Source organism: Novosphingobium sp. FKTRR1, from assembly GCF_020404405.1.
Taxonomy (GTDB): Bacteria; Pseudomonadota; Alphaproteobacteria; order Sphingomonadales; family Sphingomonadaceae; genus Novosphingobium.
Window position 1 is genome coordinate 226,100 of sequence record NZ_JAIZDA010000002.1, and the last position, 17,172, is coordinate 243,271.

Here is a 17,172-nt window from a genome sequence, read left to right on the forward strand (position 1 = left end):
CCGCCGGTGCTTCGGTTTCCTCGTCACAGAGGATCGGTGCCCCCGCCCAACAGCGGGGGTTTTACCGTTTGTACTTTGGCGAACCGGTCCCAGCGAACTGGAGCGACGCGCGATGGAACGGCAAGTTGACGCGGTTGTCTGGGACATCGGTCGGGTGCTGGTGCACTGGTCGATTCGCGCGCTTTACGACACGCTGATCCCCGATCCGGCGCAGCGCGACTGGTTTCTGGCGCACGTCATCACCGAAGCGTGGCACCTGCAGCACGACACCGGCGTTCCGCTCGATGCGATGATCGAGGAACGGGTGACCGCTTTTCCGCAGTATCGCGCGCTGATCGAAGCCTATCGCAGCCGCTGGCTGGAAACGCTGCCCGGGCCGATTGCGGAAAACCTAGCGCTGATTCGCCGTCTCGCCGCGCGGGGCGTTCCGCAATTCGCGATCACCAACTTCGGCGTCGACACCTGGGCGATGTTCCGTCCGACTTTCCCGATTCTCGACTTGCTCGACGACATCGTGGTGTCCGGCGTCGAACGGCTGGTCAAACCCGATCCGGCGATTTTTGCGCTGGCGGCAAGGCGATTCGGCCATGCGCCCGACCGGATGATCTTCATCGACGACAACGTCGCCAATATCGCCGCCGCCCAGGCGCTGGGCTGGCAGGTGTTCCACTTCACCGGCGATGCGCTTGCGTTGGAAGCCGAACTGACCCGGCTGAGCGCACTTTAATCAGGCCAAACTCACCTCAACCCGATCAGCGAGATCTGGCGGCCATAGCCCGGCTCGCCGCGATGGGTGGCACGGCGGAACGAAAAGAACTGGCTCTCCTGCGCGTAAGTATCCTCGCCCAGCATCGCCACCGTGCCGATGCCTGCCGCCTGCAACCGCGCGGCGACATAGCCTTCCAGATCGAACCATGCATGGCCGGGTTTGCCGGTGCGGAAGAAGCGCTCGTTCTGCGGCGCGGCCTCGCTGAAGCGCCGCTCGAAAGCGTCATCCACTTCGTAGCTTTTCTGCGCGATGCACGGGCCGACGACGGCAGCGATGCGCGCCCGCTGCGCCCCCAGCGCCTCCATCGCCGCGATGGTGGCGTCGGTTACTCCGGTGAACGCCCCTTTCCAGCCGGCGTGCGCCGCGCCGACCACGCCGGCATGGGCATCGTGGAACAGCACCGGGGCGCAATCGGCGGTCAGCACGCCCAGCAACAGCCCCGGCCTGTCGGTCACCAGCGCATCGGCGCGGGGACGGTCGGCATCGGCCCAAGGCAAGTCCACGGTGACGACCTCGGCTGAATGGATCTGGTAACAGGTCAGCAGACCCGCGCCCGGCAGCACTGCCTCGCCCGCGCGGCGGCGGTTCTCGGCGGTATGAACGGGGTCGTCCTCGCTATAGCTGACGTTTAGCCCGGCATGGATGCCGGTGCTGACGCCACCCTTGCGCCCCAGAAACCCATGCGCCGCCCCGGCCAGCGCCGGATGGGTCAGCGCTTCGACCGGCGCGCTCATCCCTCCAGGCTCTTGCTCACCTGTTCGCGCACATCGCGTGACAGGCCGGGCAGCGCGGCGATGCGTTCCAGTTCGGCGCGCATCAGCGCGGCGCGCGCCGGTTCGATCTTGCGCCAGCGTCCCAACGAGGGGACGAAGCGCGCCGCGATGCTGCCGTTGATCGGATCGAGCGTCGCGATCAGATCGCCGATGATGCGATAGCCCGACCCGTCGGCAGCGTGGAAGGCGCCAAGGTTGGCAGCAAAGGCCATGTAGAGCGAGCGCACCCGGTTGGGATTGGTCAGCGTGAAGTCCGCATGATTGGCCAGCGCGCGCACTTGCCCGATGACATCGCGGTGTAGCGATCCGGCCTGCAACGAGAACCACTTGTCGATCACCAGCATGTTGCCTGCAAAGCGCGTCTGGAAGTCCGCCAGCGCCGCGCCGCGTTCGGGCCGGTCGAGCCCGCACAGCACCATCAGCGCGCCTTGCCGGTCGGTCATGTTGTCGGCTGCATCGTATTGCGCCTTGGCCCGTGCGGCCGCTTCGGCCGGATCGGCAGGGGCAAGATAGACCAGCGCCTGCGTCTTGAGCTTGCGCGCGCCCCGCGCCTCGGCGTCGAGGCTGAACGGCACCGCGCTGGTGCGGTCATGCAGCGCAATCCATTCATCGCGCAAGGCAGCGCCCAGCCAGCCCTTCAACGCCTCGCGCTCGTTGCGGATCGCCACCGGATCGACTTGCGCGATCTGCTCGGCCAGATAGCCTTCGCCGGGCAGGATCACCAGTTCGCCGCGCATCAGGTCATCCAGCGCCAGGTCGGTCAGCACCGCGTGGAACGCTCCGACGATCGCGGCACGCCCGGCTGTCCGGTCGGCCTCGGTCAGTTCGCCCTTCACCGCCGCCACCAGATGCTGCACGACGAGTTGCTGCATCGCCTCGTACCGCGCGAACGGATCGTCATCGTGCGCGGCAAGGAACACGAGGTCGTCGTTGGTTGTCGGATTGGCAATCGCCACCGGGGCGGAAAAGCCGCGATTGATCGACAGCACCGGGGCTTGCGCAAACCCGGTGAAGGTAAAGCTTTGCTCCGTCTCGGTCAGCACCAGCAGATGTTCGCCGCCATGGGTGCCGGTGGCGCGGTCGAACAAGGCGGTGCGCAACGGGATCACCATCGGCAGCTTGTCGGGCTGGCCCGGCGTCGAAGGCACCGTCTGGCGCAGCGTGAGCGTGACCGTATCGCTTGCGTGCGCCAGCGCCACGTCGACGCGGGGCGTGCCGGCCTGTTCATACCAGCGGCGGAACTGAGCAAGGTCGAGCCCGGTGCCATCCTCGATCGCGCGCACGAAATCCTCGCAGGTGGCGGCCTCGCCATCGTGGCGGTCGAAGTACAGGTCGGTACCCGCACGGAACCGTTCGGGGCCAGCCAGCACGGTCATCATGCGGATCACCTCGGCGCCTTTGTTGTAGACGGTCGCGGTGTAGAAGTTGCTGATTTCCTGATAGGAATCGGGCCGAATCGGATGCGCGAGCGGGCCCGAATCTTCGGGAAACTGGGCTGCGCGCAGCACCCTCACATCCTCGATCCGCTTCACCGGCGCGCTGCCGCGATCGGCGCTGAACTGCTGGTCACGCAGCACGGTGAAGCCTTCCTTCAGGCTCAACTGGAACCAGTCGCGGCAGGTCACGCGGTTGCCCGACCAGTTATGGAAGTACTCGTGTGCGACCACGCCTTCGACCGCGTCATAGTCGCCGTCGGTGGCGGTTTCGGGATCGGCGAGGATGTAGCGCGTGTTGAATACGTTGAGCCCCTTGTTCTCCATCGCCCCGGCATTGAAATCGGACACAGCGACGATGTTGAACAAGTCGAGGTCGTATTCCCGACCATAGACCTGCTCGTCCCACGCCATCGAGGCGATGAGGCTGCGCATGGCGTGGCCGGTGCGGCTTTCGTCGCCAGCGCGGACATAGATGGCAAGGTCCACCTTGCGGCCCGAACGCGTTGTAAAGCTGTCGCGCGTGGCGACCAGATCGCCCGCAACCAGCGCGAACAAGTACGAAGGCTTGGGCCAGGGATCGAACCACTGGGCCCAATGAGTGCCGCCCGGTCCGGTCCCTTGCGCCACCGGATTGCCGTTCGACAGCAGTACCGGGAAATCGGCGGCGCTGCCGCTCATCCGTACGGTGTAGACGCTGAGTACGTCGGGCCGGTCCGGGAAGAAGGTGATGCGCCGGAACCCTTCTGCCTCGCACTGGGTGCACAGCATGCCCGAACTGGCATAGAGACCCGAAAGCTGGGTGTTGGCGACCGGGTTGAGCGCGGTCTCGATTGTCACGACATGGGCATCGGCGGGGAGCGCGATCACCAGATCGTGGCCGTCCATTTCCCAATCGTTGTGCGACTTGCCATCGACCAGCACCGTGCGCGCGGCGATGCCATCGCCGTTGAGCCGCAGCGGGGCACCCGCCTGCCCGGCCGGGTTGCGCGCCACCGTCAGATCGGCGCGGACGCGCGTGGCATCGAGCGACAGCGCGAAATCGAGCGCGATTTCGGGCACCAGCCAGTCGGGCGCGCGGTAATCGCTGCGCAAGATCACGGAGGGCACGGCGGGCGGGTTGGACAGATCGTTCATGCCCCCGTCTTAGGCTGCGCAAGCGCTGGCGAAAACGGCAAACTTTGCTTGACACAAAGCAAGGCGGACGATCACCGCCACAGCCTGGCGACAAGGAAGCGGCGCATGAACCTGTTCATCTTCGGCATGGGCTATAGCGCGCAAGTGCTGGCGCACCGTTTGCGGGCGCAAGGCTGGAGCGTCGACGGCACCGGGCGCGGCGGCGAGATCGACTTTGCCGACCGAGCAGGGGTTGCAGCCGCGCTGGCACAGGCCACGCACGTGCTGTCATCGGTGCCGCCCGCTCGCACCGGCGGCGATCCGGTGCTCGATGCCTATGCCGAACTCATCGGCAAGGCTCCGGCCATGTGGATCGGCTATCTTTCCTCGACCGGGGTCTATGGCGATACCGGCGGGGCGTGGGTGGACGAAAGCGCCCCTATCGGACACGGACGCCGCAGCGCGCGCGCCGCAGCCGATCTGGACTGGCAGGCGCTGGATGCAAGGGTCCGCGTGTTCCGCCTGCCCGGCATCTACGGCCCCGGACGCAGCGCGCTTGACCGCGTGCGGCAGGGCGTGGCGCACCGCATCGCGCTGCCCGATCAGGTGTTCAGCCGGGTTCACGTGGACGATATCGCGAGCGGGGTGATCGCCTCGTTCGAGCGCGGGCCGGCGGGGGTCTACAATCTGGCCGACGAGGCACCGTGCAGCCAGAACGCGGTGATCGAGGAAGCGGCGCGGCTGCTGGGCATGGCCCCACCGCCATTGCTGACGCTCGAGCAGGCGAACCTCTCGCCAATGGCCCGCGCGTTCTATGCCGAAAACCGACGCGTAGCGAACGGCAAGGCCGCGCGCCTACTCGGCTGGCGGCTGCGCTTCCCGACTTATCGCGCGGGCTTGCGCGCCCTCAACGCCAGCACCAGCCCGACCAGCGCCAGCGCGGCTCCGGCCACGGTCAGCGGCGACCAGCGGAACCCTTCGAACAGCGTCGAAAGACCCATCGCCACCACCGGCACCAGCACCCCGTTATAGGCCGCGCGCCCCGGCCCCAGTTCGCGCAGCAACAGGTTGTAGAGCGGGAAGGTGAGTACCGAACCGAACAGCGCCAGATAGGCGACGCTCAACCCATAGCGCGCGGTCCATTCGAACACTGGCGGGCCCGAGAGTATCCACGCCAGCGCAAAGTCCGCCAGCGCGCCCAGCAGCAGCGCCCACGCCAGCAGCACGAAGGCCGAGACGCCGCGCAAGGCGGGACTTGCCTGCAGGACATTGCCCAGCGACGCGCAGGCCAGCGCCAGCAGCACGAGCCCAGCGCCCAGCGGCACATTGCCCCCTTGTGGCGCCACGCGGTATTCGTGGAGCATCAACAACGCGATCCCCAGCAAGGCCACCGCCGAGCCGCCCAGAAAGCCGCGCGTGATCGGCTGGCCCAGCAGCAGCCGCGCCAGCACCGCGTTGGGAACCATCAGCAGCGCGAAGATCACCGCGACCAGCCCCGATGTCAGATAGCCTTCCGCGCGGTAGACGAACTGGAAGTTGCAACAGAATGTCGCCACGCCGATCACTGCCGCCAGTCGCACCACCGCCCAGCCCGGCCAAAGCCGCTCGCGCCGGACAAGGGCCAAGGCGAACATGCCGATCGTCGCCCCGGCAAAGCGCCAGGTCACCGACCAACTTGGCGGAACCGTACCCAACTGACCCTTGATCACCAGCCAGGTCGAGCCCCAGATCAACGCGGTCAAAAGGAACGGCAGCGCGATCCGCGCCTCAAGGAACGAGGCGCTGCCGGGCGGTTGTGAACCCTTCACAAGGCAGCGATGGCACGGGCCAGCGCAGCGACATGCGTCGCATCGCTGTTCCAGGCGGTGACGAAACGCGCCGCCCCGGCAGCGCCAGCGGGCGCCGGCCAATCATAGAAATCAAAACCCTGTGCTTGCAGAGCGGCCTGCTCGGCAGACGACAGAACGACGAAGATCTCGTTCGCCTCGACCGGGTGGATCAGTCGTTGGCCGCAAGCATCCGCGATTTCGGCGGCGGTGGCATTGGCAGCGCGAGCATTGGCCAGCCACAGTTCATCGTCGAGCATCGCCAGAATCTGCGCCGCCAGATAGCGCCCTTTCGATTGCAGATGCCCCGCCCGTTTGCGCCGATAGCGCACCACATCGTGCAGCCCGTCGGCAAAGAACACGATCGCCTCTGCCCCCAGCCCGCCGTTCTTGACGAAACCGAAGCTCAGCGCCGAGACGCCCGCCTCCACCGTCACCGCCGCCGGACTGACGCCAAGGTGCGCCACCGCATTGGCGAAGCGCGCGCCATCCATGTGCAGGCCAAGACCCCGGGCCTGTGCCAGCGCACCGATCGCGGCGACTTCGGCGGGGGTATAGACCCGGCCATATTCGCTGGCCTGCGTGATCGAAATTGCGTGCGGTTGCACCTGATGCACATCGCGGCGGATCGGATCGATCACGCGGGCGATAGCGTCCGGGGTCAGCTTCGCGCCATCTCCGTCGGCCAGCAGCAGCTTGGCGCCGTGGGTGAAGAAACCGGGCGCACCGCCTTCGTCCACCTCGATATGCGCCTCGCGGTGGCAAACGACACCGCCATGCGGGGGCACCATCGCCGACAGTGCAAGGCAATTGGCCGCCGTGCCCGTTGCCACCCACAGCGCAGTGCATTCGGTCCCGAACAGCGCCGAGAACGCGGCATCGAGCTGGCGCGACAGCGCATCGCCATCATAAGCGGTGTCGGGCACATCGGCGGCCTGCATCGCGGCCCACACGCGGGGGTGGACGGCGGCGGCATTGTCGGAGAAGAACTTCATGGCGCGCATGCATGAAAGGCCGCACGGCAGCGGTCAAGCGGCGCTGATGAACGACTGACTTGCAGCCCCAATCAGGCTATGCTGATTTGATGACGCAGTTTCTGTCCCTGCTAACGGCATTTGGCCTCGGATCGATCATCACCGCGCTTGTTCAGGCATTTCTGGCGAGAAGTTCCCAAAAGGACGAACGAGCCTTTCGGGAGAAGCAAGCCGCCTATATCGGGCTGCTTGAAGCCTTTCACAAGGCCGCAGTTGAAGGCTCACCTGAAGCAGGAAACGCCTTCGTTTATTGGCAGATGCGTTGCGACCTTGTGGCTACGACTTCGGTCCGAGGCGCAATTCGCCTGATCGTCGAAACCAACGATGACCGACCGGCGCGGGAAGTAGCAATCGAAGCCATGAAAGCAGCGATGCGAGCTGATTTGGGAATCAGTGATTAGAACACTCACAAGAGCCTGAAGTGCCATCCCGACTGATCTGGCAAGAACATCGCGGGACCGGCCCCTTGCGGAAATGGTGCTGCTGGGGAGGATTGAACTCCCGACCTCAGCCTTACCAAGGATGCGCTCTACCACTGAGCTACAGCAGCACACCATTTCCGCTAGTGCCCTCCGGTCAAGCAGACCGGCGGCGGGCAGGGGCGCGCTTTGGCGGCGAGGCCTGCCTTTGTCAAGCGCCGGAATCGCTGCTTGGCAAATCATCAGCCCCTTGCAGGCAGCAGCGGGGGGCGGCAATGCAGCATGATGACCAAGCCTGACACTCCCCTTTCGCGCGCGGATCGGCTGGCGGCGCGGTTGCGCGACAACCTCCACCGGCGCAAGGCGCAAGCCCGCGCAATCGACCAGCGCCCGGATTCGCCAGCACTTCAGGCCAAAAGCGACCTTTCCAAACCCGAGGACGAGCGCTAGGGGCCTCGTTTTCCGGTCATTCCATTCCGACCGTCCAACATCCCGTTGCCATCATCTAGTTGAGGGAACCGCCACGATGCCCCGCCTGATCCTGATCCGCCACGGCCAATCGCAATGGAACCTCGAAAACCGCTTCACCGGCTGGTGGGACGTGGACGTGACCGAAAAGGGCGCGGCAGAGGCATTTGCGGCGGGCCAGTTGCTCAAGGACAAGGGCGTGCTGCCAACGGTGGCGTTCACCTCGTTGCAGACCCGCGCGATCAAGACGCTGCATCTGGCGCTTGAAGCGGCCGGGCGGCTATGGATTGCCGAGGACAAGGACTGGCGCCTGAACGAGCGTCACTATGGTGGGCTGACCGGGCTGGACAAGGCCGAAACCGCGGCCAAGCACGGCGACGATCAGGTCAAGGTGTGGCGCCGCAGCTTCGACATTCCGCCGCCGCCGCTGGAAGCGGGCAGCGCATTCGATCTGGCCAGCGACCCGCGCTATGCCGGGATCTCGGTTCCCGCGACCGAAAGCCTGAAAGACACGATCGCGCGCGTGTTGCCCGCCTATGAGGAAAAGATCGCGCCTGCGCTGCGCGCCGGGGAAACCGTGATCGTGTCGGCGCACGGCAACTCGCTGCGCGCGCTGGTCAAGCACCTGTCGGGCATTTCCGACGACGATATCACCGGGCTGGAAATCCCCACCGGCCAGCCGATCGTCTACGAACTCGATGCCGATCTGGCCGAGATCGAGCGCTACTATCTGTCGGAACGCTGAGCGCGGGCGGACGACTGCAAAGAGGACCATCGGATGAGCGATACGCCGCAAGTGGCCATCATCATGGGCAGCCAGTCGGACTGGGAAACCATGAAGAACGCCTCTGCCGTGCTGGAGCGGCTGGGCGTGGCACATGACACGCGCATCGTTTCGGCGCACCGTACGCCCGACCGGCTGGTGGCCTTTGCCAAAAGCGCCCACGAAGAGGGGTTCAAGGTGATCATCGCCGGGGCCGGTGGCGCGGCCCACCTGCCCGGCATGGTCGCGGCGATGACGCACCTGCCGGTGCTGGGCGTGCCAGTCGAATCCAAGGCGCTGAAGGGCATGGATTCGCTGCTGTCGATCGTGCAGATGCCCGGCGGCATTCCGGTGGGCACGCTGGCCATCGGCGTTCCGGGCGCAACCAATGCCGGCATTCTTGCGGCATCGATTCTGGCCACCGGCGATGCCGCGCTGGCCGAACGGCTGATCGCGTTTCGCACCGCGCAGACCGATTCGGTCGCCGAACGGCCGTCCTGAGGTCCGGCATGATCGCACAGATGATTCCTCCGGGTGAAACCATCGGCATCCTGGGTGGCGGTCAACTGGGCCGGATGATGGCGCTTGCCGCCGCAACGCTGGGCTATCGCTGCCATGTCTTCGCGCCCGAAGCCGATCCGATCGCGGCCGATGTCTGCGCCGCCTTCACGCAGGGAGACTTTGCCGACGAAGCGGCGCTGTCGGCTTTTGCCGCGCATTGCGCGGTAGTAACCTACGAATTCGAGAACGTGGCCGCAGCGCCGCTCGCAGCGATCCTGCCGCATGCGCCGCTTTACCCACCGGCGCACGCGCTCGAAGTGGCCCAAGACCGCGCCAGCGAGAAGGCGTTCGTCGAGCAACTCGGCGGCCGTCCGGCACCATGGGCGACGGTCGATTCGCCCGACGATCTGGCCGCCGCCATCGCGCGAATCGGCACGCCCGGCATCCTCAAGACCCGGCGCGATGGCTATGATGGCAAGGGCCAGTGGCGGATCATGACCCCCGCCGATGCCGAAGCGCTCGATTGGCCCACCGCCACGCCGCTGGTCTACGAAGGGTTCGTCACCTTCGATGCTGAATTTTCGGTGATTCTGGTGCGGACCGCCAGCGGCGAAGTGCGCTTCTGGGACAGCGCCGAGAACGTGCACAAGAACGGCATCCTCGACCGCTCGACCATTCCTGCCTCGCCCGCCATTGCCGCGCACATCCCCGCCGCGCGGGCGCTGGCCGCCAAGCTGGCCGAGGCGCTCGACTATGTCGGCGTGCTGACTTGCGAGTTCTTTGCCACCGCGCAAGGCCCGGTGTTCAACGAAATGGCGCCGCGTGTCCACAATTCAGGGCACTGGACGATCGAAGGCGCGCTGACCAGCCAGTTCGAGAACCACATCCGCGCCATCTGCGGCTTGCCGCTGGGCGCGACCGCGCTCGCGTGCAAGGGGGCGGTGATGGACAACCTCATCGGCGATGACGCGCACGACTGGCCCGCCATCCTGTCCGACCCGGCCAACCACCTCCACTTGTATGGCAAGGCGGCGGTCCGCCCCGGCCGCAAGATGGGCCATGTCACGCGGCTGGTGCTGTAGATGGTGCCACAGATCGTGCTGATCCTTGCGCGGGCCAGCAATGGCGTGATCGGTCGCGACGGTGCGCTGCCGTGGCACCTTCCCGCAGACCTCAAGCGGTTCAAGGCGCTGACCATGGGCAAACCCATGATCATGGGGCGCAAGACCTTCGACAGCTTTCCCGCGCCACTTCCCGGCCGCCGTCATATCGTGCTGACCCGCGATGCCGGCTGGAACCGTCCGGGCGCCGAGGTCGTCCACGATGTCGAGCAGGCGCTGGCGCTGGTCGATGACCCGAACGGCGAGGTCGCGGTGATCGGCGGGGCAGAGATCTATCGCCTCTTCGGGCCGCTTGCACATCGCATCGAACTGACAGAAGTCCACGCGGACATGGCCGGTGACACTTTTCTGGACGCCCCCGATGCGGGCCTGTGGTACGAAAGCGCGCGTGACGATCACCCCGCCGCCGACGGGCGCCCGGCCTTCAGCTTCGTGACGCTGGAGCGGCGGGCATCATGATTCGGCTCGATTCGCGCGAACGTACGCCCGATGCCTTGCGCGGCGCGGTCATCGCGCTGGGCAACTTCGACGGCTTTCACCTTGGCCATCAGGCGGTGGCGGGCGAAGCGGTACGCCGTGCGCGGGACGAAGGGCGTCCGGCGATCATCGCCACGTTCGACCCTCACCCCGTCCGCCACTTCGACCCGGCCGCAGCGCCGTTCCGGCTGACCACGCTCGACCAGCGCGAGGAACTCTTCGCCGAGGCCGGAGCCGATGCCATGCTGGTGTTCCACTTCGATGCCGACCTTGCCGCGACCAGCGCCGACGATTTCGTCCGCGCGCTGTTGATCGAACGGCTGGGCGCGGCGGCGGTGGTCACCGGCGAGGACTTCACGTTTGGCCACAAGCGCGGTGGCAACGTATCCGTATTGGCGCAAGTCGGCGCGCAAAACGGTCTTGCCGCGCACGCCGTCGGCCCGGTGATCGCACGGAACGAGGTCGTATCCTCCAGCCGCATCCGCACCGCGCTGCAAGCGGGCGATTGCGCCACGGCTGCGCGATTGATGACCCGGCCTTTTGCGGTGCGCGGGATCGTCCAGCATGGTGACAAAGTCGGCCGGACGATCAATTTTCCTACCGCCAATCTGGATATGGTCGACTACTTGCGCCCGCGTTACGGAATCTATGCCGTTACCGGACGGCTGCCCGATGGGCGCGTGTTGCAGGGTGCCGCGAACATCGGAATCCGCCCAACATTTGATCCGCCCAAGGAGCTGCTTGAGCCGCATTTCTTTGATTTTTCAGAAGATTTGTACGGCCAGTCGATCGAAGTCGCGTTTCACCATTTCCTGCGGCCAGAGGCCAAGTTCGACAGCCTTGACGCGCTTGTGGCGCAGATAGAGCGCGATTGCGCCCAAGCAAAGCGGTTGTTGTTAGCCACGCCCTGAGGCTTTCCCCCAGCCGCGCTTTGCTCTAACGACCGACGGCCATGACTGAACAGCGCGATTACCGATCGACCGTCTTCCTGCCGAAGACCGATTTCCCGATGAAGGCCGGCCTCCCGCAAAAGGAGCCAGGCATCCTTGCGCGCTGGCAGGAGATCGACCTGTATCGCCGCCTGCGCGATGCCCGCGCCGGTCGCGAAAAGTTCATCCTCCACGATGGCCCGCCTTATGCCAACGGCGACATGCACATCGGCCATGCGCTGAACCATATCCTCAAGGACATGGTCGTGCGCACGCAAAGCCTGCTGGGCAAGGACGCGCCCTATGTGCCCGGCTGGGACTGCCATGGCCTGCCGATCGAGTGGAAGGTCGAGGAAGAATACCGCAAGAAAAAGAAGAACAAGGATGAGGTTCCCCCGCGCGAATTCCGCGCCGAATGCCGCGCCTATGCGCGCAAATGGGTGGACATTCAGCGGGACCAGCTCAAGCGGCTGGGCATCAATGCCGATTGGGACAACCCCTATCTGACGATGGACTTCGCCGCCGAGGCGACGATCGTCGGTGAACTGCTGAAATTCGCCACCACCGGGCTGCTCTATCGCGGGGCCAAGCCGGTGATGTGGAGCCCGGTCGAAAAGACTGCGCTGGCCGAAGCCGAAGTCGAGTACGAGGACATCACCTCGACCCAGATCGACGTCGCCTTCGAACTTGTCGATGTGCCCGACACTCCTGAACTTGCGGGCGTGAAGGCAGTGATCTGGACAACCACGCCGTGGACGATCCCGGTGAACCAGGCGCTCGCCTATGGTCCGGCGATCGATTACCACGCGATCGAGATGAAGGGCGGCGACCACGCCGGCGAAAAGTTCCTGATCGCCGAACCGCTGATCGAGGATTTCGTCAAGCGCGCTGGCGGCAACGGCTTCAAGGTTCTGATGTGGATGAAGGGCGCAGCGCTTGAAGGCGCTACCGCCCGCCACCCGATGCACCATCTGGGCGGGTTCTACGCCACGCCGCGCCCGCTGCTTTCGGGCGAATTCGTCACCACTGATTCGGGCACCGGGCTGGTCCACATGGCGCCCGACCATGGCGAGGACGACTTCCTGCTATGTCGCAGCCACGGCATCGAACCCGTGTTCGCGGTCGAGGGTGATGGCAAGTACCGCGCCGAATGGGGCTGGCTGGGCGGTGAAGGCAGCGTCATCAATCCCAAGTTCAACGCGCCTGACGGGCCGATCTGCACCGCCTTGCGCGAAGCGGGCGGCCTGATCGCGGCCAGCGCCGACTTCCGCCATTCCTATCCCCATTCCTGGCGATCCAAGGCCAAGGTCATCTATCGCTGCACGCCGCAATGGTTCGTGCCGATGGACAAGGAGCTGTCGGTCAAGCGTACTGGCCCCGGCTCGGAGTTCGACGACTTGTTCCCGCCGACGCTGCGCACTGCCGCCAAGGATGCCATCGGCGCCACCCGCTTCGTGCCCGAAAAGGGGCGCAACCGCATCGGCGCGATGGTCGAAGGGCGTCCCGACTGGGTGCTCAGCCGCCAGCGCGCGTGGGGCGTGCCGATCACGCTGTTCGTCGACCGCCGGACGCAGGCGTTCCTGACCGACCCTGCGGTGAATGCGCGGATCATCGCCGCCATTAACGAGGAAGGCGTCGATGCTTGGTCGGATGAGCGCGCGCAGGAATTCCTCGGCAACGACTACAGCGCCGACGATTTCGAACGCGTGACCGACATTCTCGACGTGTGGTTCGATTCGGGTTCGACCCACGCCTTCGTGCTGGAAAGCGGCCGCTGGCCCGATCTGGTGCGGCCCGAAGGATATGAAGGCCCGCCCGCCGACCTTTATCTTGAAGGCAGCGACCAGCATCGCGGCTGGTTCCAGTCGTCGTTGCTCGAATCGTGCGCCACGCGCGGCCATGCGCCGTACAAGGCGGTTCTGACCCACGGCTTCACCATGGATGCCAAGGGCATGAAGATGTCCAAGTCGCTGGGCAACACGATCAGCCCGATCGACCTGATGCGCGACTATGGCGCCGATATCCTGCGTTTGTGGGCGTTGTCGGTCGATTTCACCGAGGACCACCGCATCGGCAAGGAAATCCTTGCCGGGGTGGCCGACCAGTATCGCAAGTTGCGCAACACCTTCCGCTACCTGCTGGGCGCACTCGACGGGTTCACCGAGGACGAGCGGGTGGCCGACGTGGCCAACCTGCCCGAACTCGAACGCTATGTGCTGGTCCTGCTCGAAAGGCTCGACGGCACGCTGCGGCAGGCCGTGGCCGACTTCGATTTCAACACCTACGTCCGCGCACTGACCGAGTTCTGCAACGAGGATCTGTCGGCGTTCTTCTTCGATATCCGCAAGGACAGCCTCTATTGCGACGCATCGGGCGATGCCACGCGCCGCGCCTATCGTACCGTGCTCGACACGCTGTTCCATGCGCTGATCCGCTATGCCGCGCCGGTGCTGGTGTTCACCGCCGAGGAAGTGTGGCAATCGCGCTTCACCGGCAGCGACAGTGTGCACCTGACCGAATGGCCGGTGCTTCCCGCATCGGTGGTCGACGAGGACCGCTGGGCGGCGTTGCGCGCACTGCGCCAACAAGTGAACGAAGCAATCGAGCCGCTGCGCCGCGAAAAGGTGCTGGGTTCGGGGCTTGAAGCCACCGTTTCGGTGCCCGCCAATGCGCCGGACGCCGATCTGGCCGAGTTGTTCATCACCGCGACAGTTGTGCGCGGCCATGGTGACGCTGTGACCGTCACCCGAACCACCGACCACAAATGCGGCCGTTGCTGGCGCCACTTGCCCGACGTGGTCGAGGATGGCGCGCTGTGCGGGCGCTGCACCGCCGTAGTGGAGACTCAGGCGTGAGCGCTGACCACGGCCGAGGTGAATGGCTGACCCGCAATCGCCTGATCGCGTTCGGCGTCGCGCTGATCGTGTTTGCGATCGATCGCGGGGTGAAGGCGCTGCTGATGGGTCCGGTGGACTTGCGCAACACCATCGCCATTCCGATCCTGCCCGTCTTCGACTTGCGCTACACCCAGAACTTCGGCGTCTCGCTGGGCATGTTCGCGGCCACTTCGTCAGAGATGCGGCTGGCGCTGCTGGCGGTGACAGGGGCAATCGCGCTGGGCGTTGTCGTGTGGATGCTGCGCGAAAGGCTGCTGGGCGATCTGCTTGGCCTGGCGCTGGTGCTGGGCGGTGCATTGGGCAACATCTATGACCGCTTCATCCGTGGCTATGTGATCGACTATGCCGATCTGCACTTCGGCGAATGGCGTCCATTCCTGATCTTCAACATTGCCGATGCCGCAATCACGTTCGGCGTGCTGATACTCCTTGCCCGATCGCTGCTTTCGCGCGAAAAGCCCGGCGATGCGGGCCAACCTGCCTCCACGGAGACCATTTGATGCGTAAAGTCGCCGCCCTCTGCCTGCTCGCCACTTCTGCGAGCCTGCTTGCCTCGTGCGGCGCGGGCGGTTCGCTGTTCAACCGCGCCCGCCCCGATGAATTCGCGGTCACCCGTCAGGCTCCGCTGGTGGTGCCGCCCGACTTCGCCTTGGCCCCGCCCAACCCCGGCGCGCCGCGTCCGCAGGACGTCGATTCCAGCCGTCAGGCGCTCGATGCGCTATTCGGCGGTCCCGCTCCGCGCAGCGCCGTGGAATCCGATACTCTCGGTCGTGCCGGCGCTTCGGCGACCGGGATTCGCAGCACGGTCGGTGATCCCAAAACGCGCACTGTGGCCAAGGGTTCGGGCCTGCAGACCATCCTCGCCGCCCCGCAAGGTGACGGTGCCGAGGCACAGGCCAACATCCCCACTCAGGGATGATATCGGGCAGGCGGGGCTGACCGGCCCCGCCGCCGCATTCCTACTTACAGAATTTCGAGCACGCGCTCTTTCGGGCGGCACAAACGCACGCCCTTTGCGGTTTCGACCAGCGGGCGCTCGATCAGCTTGGGCGCGGCGACCATCGCGGCCAACACGCTGGCATCATCGGCTTCGGGCAAGCCGCGCTCGACCGCATCGGTGCCCTTCACGCGCAGCCCCTGCTGCGGCGTGATCCCCGCGTCGGCATAGAGCTGCGCCAGTTTTGCCGCGGTCGGCGGGGTTTTCAGATACTCGATCACGGTCACGTCCGCGCCTGCTTCGTGCAGCAGGGCCAGCGTGTTGCGCGATGTACCGCATCCGGGATTGTGCCAGATCGTGGCCTTCATCGAATCGTTCCTTACAGGACAGGTGTGGTTGAAACAGCCGGTGCGGGAAGCGGTATGCCGCGTTCCTCGCCGCGCAGGATGCGTCCGGCCCGCTCGATCGTGCGCATCAGCCGGGGATAGACTCCGCAGCGGCACACGTTGGTAATGGCGGCGGTGATGTCGGCCTCGGTCGGGCTGGCGTTGCGCGCCAGCAAGGCGGCCGCAGCCATCACCAGACCCGGAGTGCAAAAGCCACACTGGATCGCCTGCTCGGCCACGAAAGCCTGCTGTACCGGATGGCTGCGGTCGCTCGACAGCCCCTCGATCGTGGTAACATTGCGTCCCTCGGCCTCGGCCAAGCGCAACGTGCAGCTGGGCATCGCCTGCCCGTCGACGATCACGGTGCAGGCTCCGCATTCGCCGGTGCCACACCCGTACTTGGTGCCGGTCAGGTTGGCCGCGTCGCGCAATGCCCACAACAACGGCGTGTCACCCGGCAGACGCAGTTCGATGGGCTGGTTGTTCACAGTCAGGCGCGCCATCGGACTTTGCTAGCCCGATGGCGCGGGAAACGCGAGCCTCGCCTTCGTGACTATTCGCGCCAGCTGCGATCGATCCGGTCGATCTTGCGTGTCCAAGCGGCAAAGTCGGTCTCACCCGGACGCGATCCGGGCACCTGCACCTCGCGCAAGTCGCGCTGGTGGATGGCCACGACCTCGTCGGAAATGCGGATCGGTGGCCGCCCTGTGGCCAACGTGGCGAGCTGGATCTCGCACGCGCGTTGCAGCGCCCACTGCTGGATGAACATCGATTCGAGAGTCGGCGCCAAGACCACCGGACCATGGTTGCGCAGCATCAGGATGTTCTTGTCGCCAAGGTTGGCCAGCAACCGCTCGCCTTCTTCGGCCCGCACGGTGACGCCTTCGAAATCGTGATAGGCCAGCCGCCCGATGAAGTTGCAGGCATAGAAGTTGATCGGCATCAGCCCTTCTTCCATGCTGCACACCGCCATCGTTGCCGTCGTGTGGACATGCGCGATGGCGTGCGCCCAGGGCAGATGCCGGTGGAAATAGCCGTGTTGGGTGAAGCCCGCCTTGTTCACCGGATACTTCGAGGCGCCGATGTTGTTGCCCTCGATGTCGATCTTCACCAGATTGCTGGCGCAGACTTCGGAATAGAGCAGGCCATAGGGATTGATCAGAAACGCCCCATCCTCATCAGGCACCTTGAGCGAGATGTGGTTGTAGACCGATTCGGACCAGCCCAGCAGGTCATAGATGCGGTAACACGCCGCCAGTTGCAGCCGGGCTTGCCATTCGGCATCGCTGCAACCGATATTGGGACGAATCTGGGTAGCCATGG

General features: G+C 65.5%; 18 protein-coding genes, 1 tRNA gene and 1 pseudogene. 12 read left to right on the forward strand and 8 right to left on the reverse strand.

What is annotated here, in order from left to right; genetic code table 11:
- Window positions 1–112: 112 nt before the first annotated feature.
- Window positions 113–727 carry an HAD family phosphatase gene (locus LDN95_RS02850; protein ID WP_226016111.1) on the forward strand — a complete coding sequence of 205 codons (615 nt, stop codon included), beginning with the start codon at window positions 113–115 and terminating at the stop codon, window positions 725–727.
- A gap of 11 nt (window positions 728–738) precedes the next feature.
- Here the strand turns inward: LDN95_RS02850 and pgeF are convergent, their stop codons facing one another.
- Together pgeF and pepN are read right to left on the reverse strand one after the other, a co-directional pair.
- Entirely contained in the window at window positions 739–1,503 is a 765-nt protein-coding gene (gene pgeF / locus LDN95_RS02855) for a peptidoglycan editing factor PgeF (RefSeq protein ID WP_226016112.1), read from the reverse strand.
- Window positions 1,500–4,112, reverse strand: a complete 2,613-nt coding sequence (gene pepN, locus LDN95_RS02860; RefSeq protein WP_226016113.1) for an aminopeptidase N — start codon at window positions 4,110–4,112, stop codon at window positions 1,500–1,502. The genes pgeF and pepN overlap by 4 nt, the downstream gene beginning before the upstream one ends.
- Before the next feature lie 105 nt (window positions 4,113–4,217).
- Here pepN and LDN95_RS02865 point away from each other — a divergent pair, with 105 nt between their 5' ends.
- Window positions 4,218–5,123: an SDR family NAD(P)-dependent oxidoreductase gene (locus LDN95_RS02865; RefSeq protein ID WP_226016114.1), complete on the forward strand. Its 906-nt coding sequence runs from the start codon at window positions 4,218–4,220 to the stop codon at window positions 5,121–5,123.
- On the opposite strand, the pseudogene LDN95_RS02870 reads toward LDN95_RS02865, so the two are convergent.
- Window positions 5,060–5,899 (reverse strand): annotated as a pseudogene (locus LDN95_RS02870) (DMT family transporter); the annotation flags it as partial. The gene LDN95_RS02865 and the pseudogene LDN95_RS02870 overlap by 64 nt on opposite strands.
- The gene (locus LDN95_RS02875) at window positions 5,896–6,912 is read right to left on the reverse strand and encodes a low specificity L-threonine aldolase (RefSeq protein ID WP_226016115.1); all 1,017 of its coding nucleotides are present in this window, start codon (window positions 6,910–6,912) and stop codon (window positions 5,896–5,898) included. The pseudogene LDN95_RS02870 and the gene LDN95_RS02875, both read right to left, overlap by 4 nt.
- A gap of 89 nt (window positions 6,913–7,001) precedes the next feature.
- Between LDN95_RS02875 and LDN95_RS02880 the strand changes: the two genes are divergently transcribed.
- The gene (locus tag LDN95_RS02880; protein WP_226016116.1) at window positions 7,002–7,352 is read left to right on the forward strand and encodes a hypothetical protein; all 351 of its coding nucleotides are present in this window, start codon (window positions 7,002–7,004) and stop codon (window positions 7,350–7,352) included.
- Window positions 7,353–7,426: 74 nt separating this feature from the next.
- Here LDN95_RS02880 and LDN95_RS02885 read toward each other — a convergent pair.
- Window positions 7,427–7,501: transfer RNA gene (locus tag LDN95_RS02885), tRNA-Thr, on the reverse strand.
- Window positions 7,502–7,655: 154 nt separating this feature from the next.
- On the opposite strand from LDN95_RS02885, the gene LDN95_RS02890 reads away from it, so the two are divergent.
- From LDN95_RS02890 to LDN95_RS02930, 9 genes are all read left to right on the forward strand, one after another.
- Entirely contained in the window at window positions 7,656–7,820 is a 165-nt protein-coding gene (locus LDN95_RS02890; RefSeq protein WP_226016117.1) for a hypothetical protein, read from the forward strand.
- 76 nt (window positions 7,821–7,896) lie between these two features.
- Window positions 7,897–8,583: a 2,3-diphosphoglycerate-dependent phosphoglycerate mutase gene (gene gpmA / locus LDN95_RS02895; RefSeq protein WP_226016118.1), complete on the forward strand. Its 687-nt coding sequence runs from the start codon at window positions 7,897–7,899 to the stop codon at window positions 8,581–8,583.
- 33 nt (window positions 8,584–8,616) lie between these two features.
- Window positions 8,617–9,102: a 5-(carboxyamino)imidazole ribonucleotide mutase gene (gene purE, locus LDN95_RS02900; protein ID WP_226016119.1), complete on the forward strand. Its 486-nt coding sequence runs from the start codon at window positions 8,617–8,619 to the stop codon at window positions 9,100–9,102.
- A gap of 20 nt (window positions 9,103–9,122) precedes the next feature.
- On the forward strand, window positions 9,123–10,184 hold the full coding sequence (locus tag LDN95_RS02905) for a 5-(carboxyamino)imidazole ribonucleotide synthase (protein ID WP_226016297.1): 1,062 nt from the start codon (window positions 9,123–9,125) through the stop codon (window positions 10,182–10,184).
- On the forward strand, window positions 10,185–10,682 hold the full coding sequence (locus LDN95_RS02910; protein WP_226016120.1) for a dihydrofolate reductase: 498 nt from the start codon (window positions 10,185–10,187) through the stop codon (window positions 10,680–10,682).
- On the forward strand, window positions 10,679–11,611 hold the full coding sequence (locus LDN95_RS02915; RefSeq protein WP_226016121.1) for a bifunctional riboflavin kinase/FAD synthetase: 933 nt from the start codon (window positions 10,679–10,681) through the stop codon (window positions 11,609–11,611). Before LDN95_RS02910 ends, LDN95_RS02915 begins: the two co-directional genes overlap by 4 nt.
- A 41-nt stretch (window positions 11,612–11,652) precedes the next feature.
- Window positions 11,653–14,484, forward strand: coding sequence for an isoleucine--tRNA ligase (gene ileS / locus LDN95_RS02920; RefSeq protein WP_226016122.1), 2,832 nt, complete (start codon window positions 11,653–11,655; stop codon window positions 14,482–14,484).
- Window positions 14,481–15,026 carry a signal peptidase II gene (gene lspA, locus LDN95_RS02925; protein ID WP_226016123.1) on the forward strand — a complete coding sequence of 182 codons (546 nt, stop codon included), beginning with the start codon at window positions 14,481–14,483 and terminating at the stop codon, window positions 15,024–15,026. Before ileS ends, lspA begins: the two co-directional genes overlap by 4 nt.
- Window positions 15,026–15,445, forward strand: a complete 420-nt coding sequence (locus LDN95_RS02930) for a DUF3035 domain-containing protein (protein ID WP_226016124.1) — start codon at window positions 15,026–15,028, stop codon at window positions 15,443–15,445. Before lspA ends, LDN95_RS02930 begins: the two co-directional genes overlap by 1 nt.
- 44 nt (window positions 15,446–15,489) lie before the next feature.
- On the opposite strand, the gene arsC is transcribed toward LDN95_RS02930, so the two are convergent.
- From arsC to LDN95_RS02945, 3 genes are read right to left on the reverse strand one after another with little or no spacing between them, the layout of a single operon-like run.
- On the reverse strand, window positions 15,490–15,831 hold the full coding sequence (arsC, locus tag LDN95_RS02935; RefSeq protein WP_226016125.1) for an arsenate reductase (glutaredoxin): 342 nt from the start codon (window positions 15,829–15,831) through the stop codon (window positions 15,490–15,492).
- 11 nt (window positions 15,832–15,842) lie between these two features.
- Complete coding sequence (locus LDN95_RS02940) at window positions 15,843–16,352, reverse strand: (2Fe-2S)-binding protein (protein ID WP_226016126.1); 510 nt, start codon at window positions 16,350–16,352, stop codon at window positions 15,843–15,845.
- A 50-nt stretch (window positions 16,353–16,402) separates the two neighbouring features.
- Complete coding sequence (locus LDN95_RS02945; protein WP_226016127.1) at window positions 16,403–17,170, reverse strand: class II aldolase/adducin family protein; 768 nt, start codon at window positions 17,168–17,170, stop codon at window positions 16,403–16,405.
- Between the last annotated feature and the right edge of the window lie 2 nt (window positions 17,171–17,172).